Source organism: Sphingomonas silueang (genome assembly GCF_040049155.1).
Taxonomy (GTDB): domain Bacteria; phylum Pseudomonadota; class Alphaproteobacteria; order Sphingomonadales; family Sphingomonadaceae; genus Sphingomonas; species Sphingomonas silueang.
Genome location: NZ_JBDZDK010000020.1, coordinates 1 through 12,532, shown reverse-complemented (window position 1 = coordinate 12,532; position 12,532 = coordinate 1). Strand labels below are relative to the sequence as shown.

General features: G+C 69.3%; 11 protein-coding genes and 1 tRNA gene. 9 read left to right on the top strand and 3 right to left on the bottom strand.

From position 1 onward, the window contains the following. The first annotated feature begins 154 nt into the window (after positions 1-154). Positions 155-906 (top strand): IS5 family transposase gene (locus tag ABLE43_RS16275; protein WP_425475282.1). Its coding sequence is split into 2 segments (ribosomal slippage): positions 155-485 and positions 485-906, totalling 753 coding nucleotides; the frame shifts between segments, so codons are not numbered across the junction. A 13-nt stretch (positions 907-919) separates the two neighbouring features. Here the strand turns inward: ABLE43_RS16275 and ABLE43_RS16270 are convergent. Next, entirely contained in the window at positions 920-2,368 is a 1,449-nt protein-coding gene (locus tag ABLE43_RS16270) for a PH domain-containing protein (RefSeq protein WP_348979433.1), read from the bottom strand. Continuing rightward, the gene (locus tag ABLE43_RS16265; RefSeq protein ID WP_348979432.1) at positions 2,365-2,868 is read right to left on the bottom strand and encodes a PH domain-containing protein; all 504 of its coding nucleotides are present in this window, start codon (positions 2,866-2,868) and stop codon (positions 2,365-2,367) included. The genes ABLE43_RS16270 and ABLE43_RS16265 overlap by 4 nt, the downstream gene beginning before the upstream one ends. Positions 2,869-2,979: 111 nt before the next feature. Here ABLE43_RS16265 and purS point away from each other — a divergent pair, with 111 nt between their 5' ends. After that, complete coding sequence (gene purS / locus ABLE43_RS16260) at positions 2,980-3,210, top strand: phosphoribosylformylglycinamidine synthase subunit PurS (RefSeq protein ID WP_348979431.1); 231 nt, start codon at positions 2,980-2,982, stop codon at positions 3,208-3,210. Further along, a complete protein-coding gene (gene purQ, locus ABLE43_RS16255) occupies positions 3,207-3,875 on the top strand; it encodes a phosphoribosylformylglycinamidine synthase subunit PurQ (RefSeq protein ID WP_348979430.1) in 669 nt (222 codons plus the stop codon). Before purS ends, purQ begins: the two co-directional genes overlap by 4 nt. A gap of 6 nt (positions 3,876-3,881) precedes the next feature. Here purQ and ABLE43_RS16250 read toward each other — a convergent pair whose 3' ends face one another. Beyond that, positions 3,882-4,613, bottom strand: a complete 732-nt coding sequence (locus ABLE43_RS16250; RefSeq protein ID WP_348979429.1) for a queuosine precursor transporter — start codon at positions 4,611-4,613, stop codon at positions 3,882-3,884. 56 nt (positions 4,614-4,669) lie between these two features. Between ABLE43_RS16250 and ABLE43_RS16245 the strand changes: the two genes are divergently transcribed. The 6 genes from ABLE43_RS16245 (at position 4,670) to ABLE43_RS16220 (ending at position 12,273) form a co-directional block, all read left to right on the top strand. Further along, positions 4,670-4,746 (top strand) — tRNA-Arg (locus ABLE43_RS16245). A 258-nt stretch (positions 4,747-5,004) separates the two neighbouring features. Then, on the top strand, positions 5,005-6,384 hold the full coding sequence (locus tag ABLE43_RS16240; RefSeq protein ID WP_348979428.1) for an SWIM zinc finger family protein: 1,380 nt from the start codon (positions 5,005-5,007) through the stop codon (positions 6,382-6,384). Beyond that, entirely contained in the window at positions 6,377-7,783 is a 1,407-nt protein-coding gene (locus ABLE43_RS16235) for a DUF5691 domain-containing protein (RefSeq protein ID WP_348979427.1), read from the top strand. Before ABLE43_RS16240 ends, ABLE43_RS16235 begins: the two co-directional genes overlap by 8 nt. Beyond that, entirely contained in the window at positions 7,780-8,859 is a 1,080-nt protein-coding gene (locus ABLE43_RS16230; protein WP_348979426.1) for an ATP-binding protein, read from the top strand. Before ABLE43_RS16235 ends, ABLE43_RS16230 begins: the two co-directional genes overlap by 4 nt. A 4-nt stretch (positions 8,860-8,863) precedes the next feature. After that, entirely contained in the window at positions 8,864-11,104 is a 2,241-nt protein-coding gene (locus ABLE43_RS16225) for a DUF5682 family protein (RefSeq protein ID WP_348979425.1), read from the top strand. Beyond that, the gene (locus ABLE43_RS16220) at positions 11,101-12,273 is read left to right on the top strand and encodes a VWA domain-containing protein (protein ID WP_348979424.1); all 1,173 of its coding nucleotides are present in this window, start codon (positions 11,101-11,103) and stop codon (positions 12,271-12,273) included. Before ABLE43_RS16225 ends, ABLE43_RS16220 begins: the two co-directional genes overlap by 4 nt. Positions 12,274-12,532 lie beyond the last annotated feature (259 nt).

Below are 12,532 nucleotides of genomic sequence, written 5' to 3'. Positions count from 1 at the left end.
GCGGCACGTCCCTCGACTTCGCTCGGGACGAACGGGGAGCGCTGGTCCGGATCGATGGAAGCGCGGCCTAGGCCGGATCGACATTCAGGATTCCCAAACGACGTGAAGGCTGATTCATAGGCGCCCGTGTCGAGACGCGGAGCAGGTGATGGGGATCAAGCGGTACGAGCTGAGCGAGGCGCAATGGTTGCGGATTGCATCGCTGGTTCCGGGCAAGACGGCTGATCCCGGCCGGACAGGCGCGGATAACCGCCTGTTCGTGAACGGATGTTTGTGGGTGCTGCGCTCTGGCGCGCATTGGTGCGATCTGCCGGAACGCTACGGCAAGTGGAAGACGGTGCATCGGCGTTTCAGCCGCTGGTGCCATGCCGGCGTCTGGGAGCGGGTGTTCGAGGCGCTGACGGCGGATCGCGACAACCAGTATCTGATGATCGACAGCACGATCGTTCGCGCCCATCAGCAGGCGGCGACCGGAAAAGGGGGGCCAAGGATCAGGCGCTGGGGCGTTCCCGAGGTGGACTGACCACCAAGATCCACATGCTTGCCGACACATTTGGTCGGCCCTTGCGGTTCCGCATCACGCCCGGGCAGGCCAGCGACATCGCCTCGGCATCCAGCCTGCTCGAAGGTCAGCGTGGCAATGCGGTACTCGCCGATAAGGCGTATGACAGCAATGACTTGCGCGACCAGATCGCAGGCATGGACGCCGAGGCGGTGATCCCGTCCAAGCGAAACCGCAGGATCGCCATCCCGCACGATGCCGGCATCTACAAGCATCGCAACCAGATCGAGCGATCCTTCGGCCGCCTCAAGCACTTCCGTCGCTTCGCGACACGCTACGACCGCCGCACCATCCACTTCACCGGCTTCGTCCACCTCGCCGCCGCCATGATCTGGCTACGATGAATGTCGATCCGGCCTAGCGTCCGCCCGCAGCACCCCGCACCAGCGCCGCCGCCAGCGCATCGGCATCCTCGACCGCCAGATCGACCACATCGGGCCGCGCCATGCCGCTGGCCCCCGCCGTGCCGACCCGGACGGTCGCGATGCCGAGCAGCCGTTGCAACGGGGTGCGGACCACCGACACCGCCTGAATGCGGTGGAGCGGCACGATCCACGCCTGCCTGGCGAGCACCCCGCGCATCACCTGCAACGTATCGCCGACGATCGCATAGCGATGCCGCCGCCGCGCCATCAGCGCGAGCGCGACCGGGATCGGCACCAGCACCAGCGCCAGTGCGATCAGCGGCAGGAAGAAACTCGCGATCAGGATCGCCACCAGCGGCACCCCGCCGCGCAACACCCCGGCGCGCACGACATGGCCGAACGCCACGGGCCGCAGCGGCAACGGATCGAAGCGCGGATAGCCCGCCTCCGCCAGCAGCGCCGCGACTTCGCCGTCGCGCGCGAACGGGGCGATCGCCTGCCGCCCGCCGACATCGTCGCTGCCGCCCAGCGTCTGGAACCGCAGCGACGACCAGCCGAACCGCCCGCTCACCATCCCCCGCTCGATCAGCGCCAGCTGCACCCGGCGCAGCGCCACCACCACCTCGGTCCGGGTCAGCAGCCCGCGCACGCGACGCAGCCGGTCGCCCTCGCGCTCCAGCCGGAAACCATGCTCCACCAGCAGCGTACGGACGATCCCGCTCGCCGCGCCCAGCGCCAGCGCGACGACAAAGGCCATGGCGGCGAACAACGGGGTCGCCAGCGCCATCGCCTGCCCCCGCGCGACCCCGGCGATATCGCGCACCTCGCCCCAGTCGAACCCGATCACGTCGCCGATCTGGTTGAGCGCGGCGAACAGCACGCCGACCCAGACCAGCGAGAAGCCGAACGCGCCCATCGTCAGCACCCGCGCGGGCGGCATCGCGAAGATCACGCGCTTCGCCGACGGGGTCGGGACGGCTTCCGCCGCCGCCACGCCCGCCTGCCCGCCCTGCCGCAGCACGCCGCGCAGCCGCGCCGCCTCCGCCAGCGTCACGCTGTCGAGCGTCGCCTCGTCCGCCTCGCCGCCGCCGGTTTCCACCTTCACCTTGGCGAGGCCGAAGACTCGGGCGAGCGGCCCCTGCTCGATCGACACGTCCTGGATCCGGTCGAACGGGATCGAGCGGCGCTTGCGCTGGACCAGCCCCTCGGCGATCGTCAGCTCGCCCGCGCCGATGGTATAGCTGAACTGGCGCCAGCGCAGGAACGTGCCGATCCCCATCACCGCGCCCCATATGCCGAGGATCGCCAGTGCCACCCACGTCTTGCCGCGCGACAGCGCGGCGAACATGGCGACGAGACCGGCGACCTGCTTGGGTGCCTGGGCCACGATCCGCAGCACGATCGTGCCGGGATGGAGCCTGCGCGTGTCGGGCGTGCTCACCACGGCGACGCCTCGATCGCGGCGCGGATGCGGTCGCGCACCGCTTCGGCCCGGTCGCGCGCAAGGCCGGGCACGACCACCTTCGCATGCTCGGTACCCGCGGTATGCAGCACCAGCGTGGCGACGCCGCACATCCGCTCGACCGGCCCCTGCGTCAGGTCGATGTGCTGCACCCGCGCGACCGGCACGATGGTATGGACCCGCACCCACCAGCCGTGCGCGACATGCAGTTCGGCATCGGTCAGCGCGAAGCGCCAATGGGCATAGCGTCGCGGCGGGGCGACGATCGCGAGCCACAGCCCCAGCGCCACCGCGACCGCCAGCACGATGCCGTTGGGCAGGTCGGTGCGGTAGAATACCGTCTCCACGCCCAGCGCGACGACCAGCAGCACGACGGCGGTGATCGTTCCCTTCCAGCGCAGCACGCGCAGGAACCGGGGGTCGAGCGGGCTGAGCGGCGTGGGTGTATCGTCCATGCCGGTGTGATAGGCAGGCACCACGCCGCGCTCAAGCGAAACCCGCCCCCCCGACGCCCGCCCCCTTGTGCCGCGCTCCAACCGGGGCCATAGCGCCGGGCATTCCACTCCACGCAAACGGGTCAGGCTTCTCCCATGAAACTCCGCATCGTCGTGACGCTCAAGAACGGCGTACTCGATCCGCAGGGCAAGGCGATCGAACATGCGCTCGGCACCCTCGGCTTCTCGGGCGTGGCCGAGGCGCGGGTCGGCAAGCTGATCGAGCTGGACGTCGCCGACGACACCGACGACGCGACGATCGACGCGATGTGCCGCAAGCTGCTCGCCAATACCGTCATCGAGAACTACCGGGTCGAACGCGCATGAAGACCGCCGTCATCGTCTTTCCCGGCTCCAACTGCGATCGCGACATCGCCGTCGCGCTGGAGGCCGTGACCGGCACCGCGCCGGTGATGGTGTGGCACCGCGACAGCGACCTGCCTGCCGACATCGGCCTCGTCGCCGTGCCCGGCGGCTTCTCCTACGGCGACTATCTGCGCTCCGGCGCGATCGCCGCGCGGTCGCCGGTGATGCAGTCGGTCGTCGAGCGTGCGGGCAAGGGGCTGCCGGTGCTGGGCATCTGCAACGGCTTCCAGATCCTGACCGAGGCGGGGCTGCTGCCGGGCGCGCTGATGCGCAACCGCGGGCTGGCGTTCGTGTGCCGCGACGTGGCGCTGAAGGTCGGCGATACCCGCTCGGCCTTTACCAGCGGCTATCGCGCGGGCGACACGATCCGCGTGCCGGTGGCGCATCACGACGGCAATTACGTCGCCGACGAAGCGACGCTCGACCGGATCGAGGGCGAGGGCCAGGTCGCGTTCCGCTATGCCGAACCGGTCAACGGATCGGCGCGCGACATCGCGGGGGTGGTCAATGCGTCGGGCAACGTGCTCGGCATGATGCCCCACCCCGAACGCCGGATCGAGGCGGCGCACGGCGGCAAGGACGGTCGCGCGCTGTTCGAGGGGCTGCTGGCGACGATCGGCGCCTGAGCCGGATCAGGCGAAGGGCGAGAAGTCGGTGTCGGCGTCGAACACGTCGACACCCTCGCGCCGCTTGAGCCAGCCGACCACCGCATAGGTCACCGGGGTCAGCACGACCTCCCACGTCACCTTCATCGCCCAGTTGGTGACCATGACGGTCAGCACCTGCTGCGTCGACCAGACGCCCAGAAACGCGAGCGGATAGAAGATCGCGCTGTCGACCGCCTGCCCCACCACCGTCGATCCGATGGTGCGGCTCCACAACGCCCGCCCGCCGGTCCACACCTTCATCCGCGCCAGGACATAGGCGTTGACGAACTCCCCCGCCCAGAAGGCGGCGATCGAGGCGAAGACGATGCGCGGCACCTGCCCGAACACCGTCTCGTACGCGCCCTGCCCGTTCCAGCCGGGCGCGGGCGGCATCGCGACCACCGCGGCGGCCATGAACGCCATGAACAGCAGCGCCGCGAACCCGACCCAGATGCACCGCCGCGCAAGGCCATAGCCATAGACTTCGGTCAGCACGTCGCCGAGCACATAGGAGATGGGAAAGAACAGGATGCCCGCGCCGAACACGAACGGCGTCGCCCCGACCTCGATCATCGCGACCTTGCCCGCGCCGATGACGTTGGAGAGCAGCAGGATCGCGACGAACGCCGCCATCACCACGTCGAAATGGCGGAAGCTTCCCGCACCCCGCCTGCCTGCCTCGACCCGTCGCGGCCGTTCCTGATCGCCGTGCTGCATGGCGGCAGTATGATTGCGGTTCCGCTTTCCCGCAACTCGCGCTAACACGCCTGCGGGCACCCGTAGCTCAGCTGGATAGAGCAAGGAGCTTCTACCTCCTTGGTCGGGGGTTCGAATCCCTCCGGGTGCGCCATTTGCTGGAAGACGCTGATCTTCGGCCGTTATCTGCTGCATGGTCGGAACAGCGACGGGCACTGGCTTGTCCTTGCCTCGCGCTGTTCGTCATCCGGACGCCGCCCATCGCTTCGCAAATGCCGAGAAGATGTTGGAGTCCCGAATTCAGCACCTTGCGAAAAGGCTCGGCGGTCAACTGTTCCGAAGAAGCTGAAGCAAGTTGAGCTTCTGCGATTGTTCCGTATCATCCGCTGTCGGGAAATGGTTCGGGGGCGGTGTGGCGGTCGATTTGGGAGCGGTGGAGCAGCTCGCCACCGATCAGGCGTCGCTCAAGGCCGCTGCCGGACTGGCGAAGCCGGGGAAATGGTCGGGCGTCGGCATCAGCGATGACGCGGTGCTGATCTGGGGCGAATGTGCCGGATCGGGAGCCAGTCCCTATCGCGTGATGGCCGACCTTCGCGACAGGGGAAGCAAGTGTACCTGCCCATCGCGCAAATTTCCGTGCAAACATGCCCTCGCCCTGTTCTGGTTGAGGGCGGAGGCGATCGTCCCTTTCGCCGTCGCGGAACCACCGGAATGGGTGAGCGAATGGCTGGCGCGTCGGCGCTCGACCGGCGCTGCACCCAAGGCGGCGAAGCCGGCGGGGGACAAGGATCTGGAGGCCGCCCGTTCCGCCGGACCCGAGCCCGTCGACGATGCCAAGGCCGCGGCGCGACGTGACGCGGCCAACGCCAAACGGACGGAAGACACCGGGCGCCTGATCCTCGACGCGCTGAACGCGCTGGAGCAATGGGTCAGCGATCAGCTTCGTCTGGGGCTTGGCGGTTTCGTCGATGATGTGACGGCACGCTGTCGCCGGATCGCGGCGCGGTTGGTCGACGGCAAAGCCGCCGCGCTGGCGGGCCATGTCGATGAGATGCCCGCGCGGCTACTGGCCTTGCCCGGTGGCGACAGAGTGCGCGGAGCGACGGTGGAACTGGCGCGACTGGTGCTGCTCGCCCGCGCGTTTCGGGCCGACCCGCGCGATCCCGAACTGCGCCGCGTCGTCGCTTCGGCCGAGAATCGCGAGACGCTGCTCGCCGATCCGGCACCACCACGGGTAACCGCCGCGTGGGAAGTGCTTGCGGAGCGGGTTCATACGCGCCGCGACGGACTGGTCTCGCAGACGACCTGGCTGCTCAACCTGACCACCGGGCCGCGCTTTGCGATGCTGCTCGATTTCTTTCCGCCCAGTGCCGGGCGCCGTAACGCCGCCTTCACCCCGGGCGAGCAGTTCGTCGGCGAACTGCTGTTCTATCCGGGGCGGGTGCCCCTGCGCGCCCTGCTGATCCAGCGGGACGCGGCGCTCGTCGACGGGGCGCCGCTCGACTGGCCCCCGCCGGATACGTCGTTGGAGGAGGCGCTGACCGCACCGCTGCTGGCGGAACCTTGGGCGACCGAACGACCGGTCCTGCTTCCACCCGGACGGATCGGCTTCGATCGCGCCGGTCGATCCTGGTGGCAACCGGACGGCGGAGGGTCACCATTGCCGCTAGCGGAGGATGCCGAGGGGCTTGCCACCGGAACCGAGCTGACCCGCACGGCCGCCTTGTGGTCGGGCAACCGGCTGGAGATGCTGGCGATGCGGACGCCGTGGGGGCGAATCGGCCATGGCTGACGCAATCCTCGATGCGCTCGGCCCGGTGCTGACGCGCTGGACCATGGGCGGCAGCGCGGCCCCTCATGCCCCCGCCGTCTGGCGCGATGCGCTGGACACCGATGCGCGTGAGGGGGAATTGCGGCTGCTGGCGCTGTCCGGCCAGTTGCTCGGCACGCTCGCGATTGCGCAGCCGTTGGGTGAGGTTCGTCCACGTGGCGACATTCCGGCGCTGGCCCAGCCGCCGCTTCCCGACAGGTTCCGGCCGCGTGCGCGGCGCCTGCTTCAGCAGATGCGCGATGCGCAGATGCGCCGTCATCTGCTCGATTTCGTCGACGCGCGCGGCTGGACGCTGCATCCGGGCGACTGGATGCCCCGCCCCGATGAGGACGTGCCCGCCATCTATGCGGCATGGCAGGACTGGGCCACGGCGCAGCGGTCGGCATTGGTGGCCCCCGAGGCGCTGAGCATGGAGAACTGGGATGATTTCGCTCCCGCCGCGCGGCATGCGGCGTTCGCCGCGTTACGGACGCAGGATCCCGCACAGGCAAGCCTTTTGCTCTCGGACAAGATCGCCGGTGAACCCGCCGATCGCCGCGTGCGCCTGCTCGAGATGCTGGCCACGGGGCTGTCCGATGCCGACCGGCCGCTATTGGAACGGCTGACCGGCGACCGGGCTTCGCGGGTCAAGGGGCTGGCCGTCGCGCTGCTGGCGCGTCTGGGGCAGGGCGGGAGCGGCGATGCGGACGGCGTGGAACTCGCGGCCTTCTTCACCATCCAGACCAAGGGCCTGTTGCGGCGCACCCGCGTCGTCGTCGCGGACGCGCTGAAGACCCCCGCGCAGCGGAATCGTCGCGCCACCTTGTTCCAGACGCTGTCGTTCGACGGGTTCGCGCAGGCGCTCGGCCTCTCCTCGACGGACCTGATCGCTGGCTGGCCGTGGGGTCAGGATCTGCCCGGCGATCATCAGCTGGTGGCGATGGCGGCGCGCTCCGCCAGCGATACGATCGTCGACATGGTCGCCGACGCGGCCAGCGCGGCCAGCACGATCGACGCCCATACGCTGGTCGAGCTGTCGGCACGCCTGGCTCCGTCCGCGCGCCGCCGGGCCGCGACACGGCTGCTGGGCGCGCAGGATGCCAGCTTCGTAATGGCGCTGGCGATCGCCGGGGGCGATGGCGGGATCGATGAAGCGATCCGCACTGCCGCAGGCACGGCGCTGCTCGGCGCGCTGGCATCGGACAACGCGAGGTCCGGCGATCAGGCCGATGCGTTACTGGCGCTCGGCCTGATCGCCTCGCGCAGCGCGGCGCGGCAGGCGCTCGACCAACTGGCCGCGGCGGGGCTGGCGGCCTCCGATCCGCGGCTGGACATGCTGCGGCTCAACGCCGCGCTCGACAACAGGAGACCGACCGAATGAGCGAGAAGCTGCGCCTGCCCGCCGAGGACATCTATGCCGGGGAGCTTGCCGCGCTCGCTGCGGACGATGCCGATCGTCGCCCCCCCGGCTGGGCGCTGTCGCCCAGGCGCGTCGTCACCTATCTGATGGGCGGCATCGCCCCCGACGGCACCGCGATCACGCCAAAATATGTCGGCGACCGGCGGCTGATCGAGACCGCGGTGGCGACGCTCGCCACCGACCGGGCGCTGCTGCTGCTCGGCGTGCCGGGAACCGCCAAGTCGTGGGTGTCCGAACATCTGTCGGCGGCGATCACCGGCGATTCGACGATGGTGATCCAGTGCACCGCCGGGACCGACGAAAACCAGGTTCGCTATGGCTGGAACTATGCCCAACTGCTCGCCCATGGTCCCAGCCGGGAGGCGCTGGTCCCGACCCCGCTGATGCGCGCGATGGAGTCGGGCAAGCTGTGCCGCATGGAGGAGCTGACCCGGATGGGATCGGACGTGCAGGACACGTTGATCACCGTCCTGTCCGAAAAGATGATGCCGATTCCCGAGCTGAACGGCGCCGTCTATGCGCAACGCGGGTTCAACATCATCGCCACCGCCAACAACCGCGACAAGGGCGTCAACGAACTCAGTTCGGCGCTCAAGCGGCGGTTCAACGTCGTCGTCCTGCCGCTGCCTGACAGCGCGGACAAGGAGGTGGCGATCATCGTCAAGCGGGTCGGCGAAATGGCGCATAGCCTCGACCTGCCAGCGCCCAAGAACGTCGCCGAGGAAGTGGCGCGGGTCGTCGCGATCTTCCGCGAACTGCGCTCCGGGTCGACCGAGGACGGCAAGGTCGCGTTGAAATCCCCCTCGGGCGGCCTGTCCACCGCCGAGGCGATCGGCGTGATGGTCGGCGGGATCAGCCAGGCGACCTTCTTCAACGACGGGCGGCTGACGCCCGACATGCTGGCCGCCAACATGATCGGCGCGGTGGTCAAGGATCCGGTTCAGGACAAGGCGGTGCTGGGCGAATATATGGAAACCGTGCTCAAGAAGCGCCGCGGGTTCGAGGGCTATTACGCCGCGCTGACCGGGCTGATCTGACGCGATGGCGGCCGAGGTATCGCTGTTCGGCGTGCGTCATCACGGCCCCGGTTCGGCGCGCCGTCTGGTGGAAGCGCTCGACGCGCTCCGGCCGGTGACGGTGCTGATCGAGGGACCGGCGGACGCCTCGCATCTGTTGCCGATGCTCGCCGATCCGGGGATGGCGACGCCGGTCGCGCTGCTCACCTATGCCGAGGACGATCCCGCCCACGCCAGCTTCTTCCCCTTTGCGGACTATTCGCCCGAATATCAGGCGGTGCGCTGGGCGGTGGCGCACGGCGCCGGGGTGCGCTTCATCGACCTTCCGGCTTCCGATCGACTTGGAGAGCGGCCCGGCGAACACCAGGGCACCGGGACCGGCGAAGAGTCCGGGGTCGCCGCCGACGATGATCCGATCGCCCGCGATCCGATCGGCGCGCTGGCCATGGCGGCGGGCTATGACGATGGCGAATCCTGGTGGGCCGACGTCATCGAGGAGAACCCCGCCTCGGCATCGGTGTTCGCGGCGGTGGCCGACGCCATGGCCGCGCTGCGCAGCGAAGCCGGTTCCCCGTCCGGCCGGGAGGCGGCGCGGGAAGCGCATATGCGTATCGAAATCGCGCGCGCCGCCAGGGAGAGCGACGGCCCGGTCGCCGTGGTCTGCGGCGCATGGCATGTTCCCGCGCTCGCCGCCAAGGGCAGCCTCTCCGCCGACCGCGCCCTGCTCAAGGGGCGCCCCAGGGCGAAGACGAAGGCGACCTGGGCGCCATGGACCGCGCCCCGTCTCGCCCGGGCGAGCGGCTATGGCGCCGGCGTCGTCGTCCCGGGATGGTGTGACCATCTCTGGGACACGCGCCAGGCCGGTGATCGCGACGCGATCTGGCTCGCCCGCATCGCGCGGGTGATGCGTGAACATGGTCACTTCGTTTCCACCGCGTCGGTGATCGAGGCGCAGCGGCTGGGCCATGCGCTGGCCGCCTTGCGCGCGCGGCCGCATCCCGGCTTCGAGGAACTGCGCGAGGCGGCGATCGCCTGCCTGTGCCAGGGCGAAGGTGCGATATGGGACGACATCGCCGCCGAATTGCTGATCGGGTCGGCGGTCGGCGTAATTCCCGCCGACACGCCGCTGGCCCCGCTGCTGGAGGATCTGCAACGCCAGCAAAAGGCCACGCGGCTGAAACCCGAAGCGCTGGAACGCGCACTGACGCTCGACCTGCGCAGCGACAGCGGGCTGGCACGCTCGACGCTGCTGCATCGGCTCGACGCGCTCGGCGTGCCCTGGGGTCGTCTGGCCGATGCCGGGCGCAGCCGCGGCACGTTCCGCGAGAATTGGGTTCTGGCCTGGCAGCCCGAATTTGCCGTTCAACTGGTCGAGAACCTCGTCCATGGCTCGACCATCGCCGAAGCCGCCGACGGGCGGCTGACCGAGGCGATGCGGGGGGAAACCGATCTCGGCGCGCTGGCGGAGCTGGTGCGCGGGGCGATGATCGCCGACCTGCCGCGCGCGACCCGGACCGGCATTGCGCTGCTCGAAGACAGGGCTGCGCTCACCAGCGACGGTCAGGCGCTGCTCGCCGCCCTGCCGCCCATGGCCGACATCCTGCGCTATGGCGAAGCACGGAGCGGGACGGTCGAGCATCTTGTCGGGCTGATGCCCCGGATCGTGGTGCAGGCGGCGCTGGCCTTCCCCTATGCCGCGCGCAACCTCGACGCCGAAGCCGCCGGCGCGCTGCGCGGTGCGGTCGTGGCGGCGGAACGGGCGATCCAATTGGCAGAGCTGGCGCCGGACGTGATCGCGACCTGGCACGAGGCTTTGCACAAGCTGCTCGACGACAAGCAGACGACCCGCCTGATCGCCGGGTCCGCCGCGCGCCTGCTCTACGAGGCTGAGGAACTGTCTGCCGACGAAGCCGCCGCGCTGCTCGCCCGGATGCTGTCGCCCGGGACCCAGGTCGCCGAGGCCGCAGGCTATTTCGAAGGCTTTCTGGAGGGCGCGGGACAACGGCTGATCCACGACGCGGCCTTGCGCGAGGCGGTCGATGCCTGGCTGGCGACGTTGGCGGAGGAGGCCTTCGTCGCCCATCTGCCGCTGTTTCGGCGGGTGTTCTCGGCCCTCGACCGCAACGAGCGTCGCCGGCTGATGGATGCGGCTATCGGGCGATCCGGCGGCGGCGCACGTGGCTATCGACTGCTGCCGGGTGCCGCCGCGATCTGGCCAGCGCACGAAACTCGCGTGATTGCGCTGATGACGGGGGTGCGGCCATGAACGAGGATCAACGCGGACGCCGCTGGACGCTGGCACTGGGTGTCGAGGGTGCCGACGACGAGGGCTTCGCGCTATCCGAAAGCGATCGCCGCATGTCGCGAGCCTTGTCCGCGCTCTACGGCGACGGCGAGGAGGAGAAGAAAGGGCGCGGCGGCCTTGGCGGTTCGGTGCCGCAGGTCGCCAGATGGCTGGGCGACATTCGCGACTTCTTCCCCGCGTCCGTCGTCCAGGTGATCCAGCAGGACGCCTTCCACCGCAAGGGTCTGCGCCAGATGCTGCTCGAGCCGGAGTTCCTGGCCACGGTCGAGGCGGACGTGAACCTGGTCGCCGATCTGGTCGCCTTGCGCGCAGTGATGCCGGAAAAGACCAGGGAGACGGCGCGCGTCGTGATCGCGAAGGTGGTCGCGGCGCTGCTGGCCCGGCTGGAGGCGCGCACCGCGGACGCGATCCGCGGCGCGCTCGATCGTTCGCGGCGGACCAGCCGGCCGCGTTTCGCCGACATCGACTGGCCGCGCACCATCCGCGCCAATCTCGGCCAGTATCAGCCCAAGCATCGCACGGTGGTGCCCGAACGCCTGATCGGCTTCATGCGCCAGCAGCGGCGCATCGTCGATCTGGACGAGGTGATCCTGTGCGTGGACCAGTCTGGGTCGATGGCCAGTTCGGTGGTCTATGCCTCGATCTTCGCGGCGGTCATGGCGTCGCTGCCGGTGGTGGCGACCAGGCTCGTCTGCTTCGACACCGCGATCGTCGATCTGACCGGGGAACTGGCCGATCCGGTCGAGGTGCTGTTCGGTGTGCAACTGGGCGGTGGCACCGACATCAACCGGGCGGTCGCCTATTGCGAGGGCCGGATCGAGCGGCCCGGTAAGGCGCATCTGATCCTCATCACCGACCTTTACGAAGGCGGCGATGCCGAGGCGTTGGTCGACCGGCTCGCACGCATGGCGGTGTCGGGCGTCAACGTCGTCGTGCTGCTTGCGCTCACCGACACGGGGCGACCGTCCTATGATCCGCGTCTTTCGGCGCGGGTGGCATCGCTGGGCATTCCGGTGTTCGCCTGCACGCCCGACCAGTTTCCCGAACTGATGGCGACGGCCCTTCGCCACGAGGACATCCATGGCTGGGCGGCCGATCGCGATATCAAGCTGGTTCGCTCCGATGCATGAGGCGACTCGATCGGCCAGATAGCTGACGTCACGCCGTTCTTCGCACCGAGATTAGCCAACGATCCGAGTGCCCATCGCTTTCACCTCGGGCGCGCCACGACCTTCGCCGATCCGCACGGCAACGCACCTAGAGCGTGATGACGTGGTGTTGACCCGTCGTGATTGTCCTGAGCCGTTCGTCGGCGAGGAGCGGCGCGCAGCGCGGGCTGGTAGCCCATGCAAGCGGCGCGACGACGTCCGGCGGGCGGCTCAGGACAAC

Coding starts and splice junctions, on each gene's coding strand:
- purS (WP_348979431.1), top strand. CDS start 2,980: ATGAAACTCCGCATCGTCGTGACGCTCAAGAACGGCGTACTCGATCCG.
- ABLE43_RS16230 (WP_348979426.1), top strand. CDS start 7,780: ATGAGCGAGAAGCTGCGCCTGCCCGCCGAGGACATCTATGCCGGGGAG.
- ABLE43_RS16250 (WP_348979429.1), bottom strand. CDS start 4,613: ATGCAGCACGGCGATCAGGAACGGCCGCGACGGGTCGAGGCAGGCAGG.
- purQ (WP_348979430.1), top strand. CDS start 3,207: ATGAAGACCGCCGTCATCGTCTTTCCCGGCTCCAACTGCGATCGCGAC.
- ABLE43_RS16235 (WP_348979427.1), top strand. CDS start 6,377: ATGGCTGACGCAATCCTCGATGCGCTCGGCCCGGTGCTGACGCGCTGG.
- ABLE43_RS16220 (WP_348979424.1), top strand. CDS start 11,101: ATGAACGAGGATCAACGCGGACGCCGCTGGACGCTGGCACTGGGTGTC.
- ABLE43_RS16225 (WP_348979425.1), top strand. CDS start 8,864: ATGGCGGCCGAGGTATCGCTGTTCGGCGTGCGTCATCACGGCCCCGGT.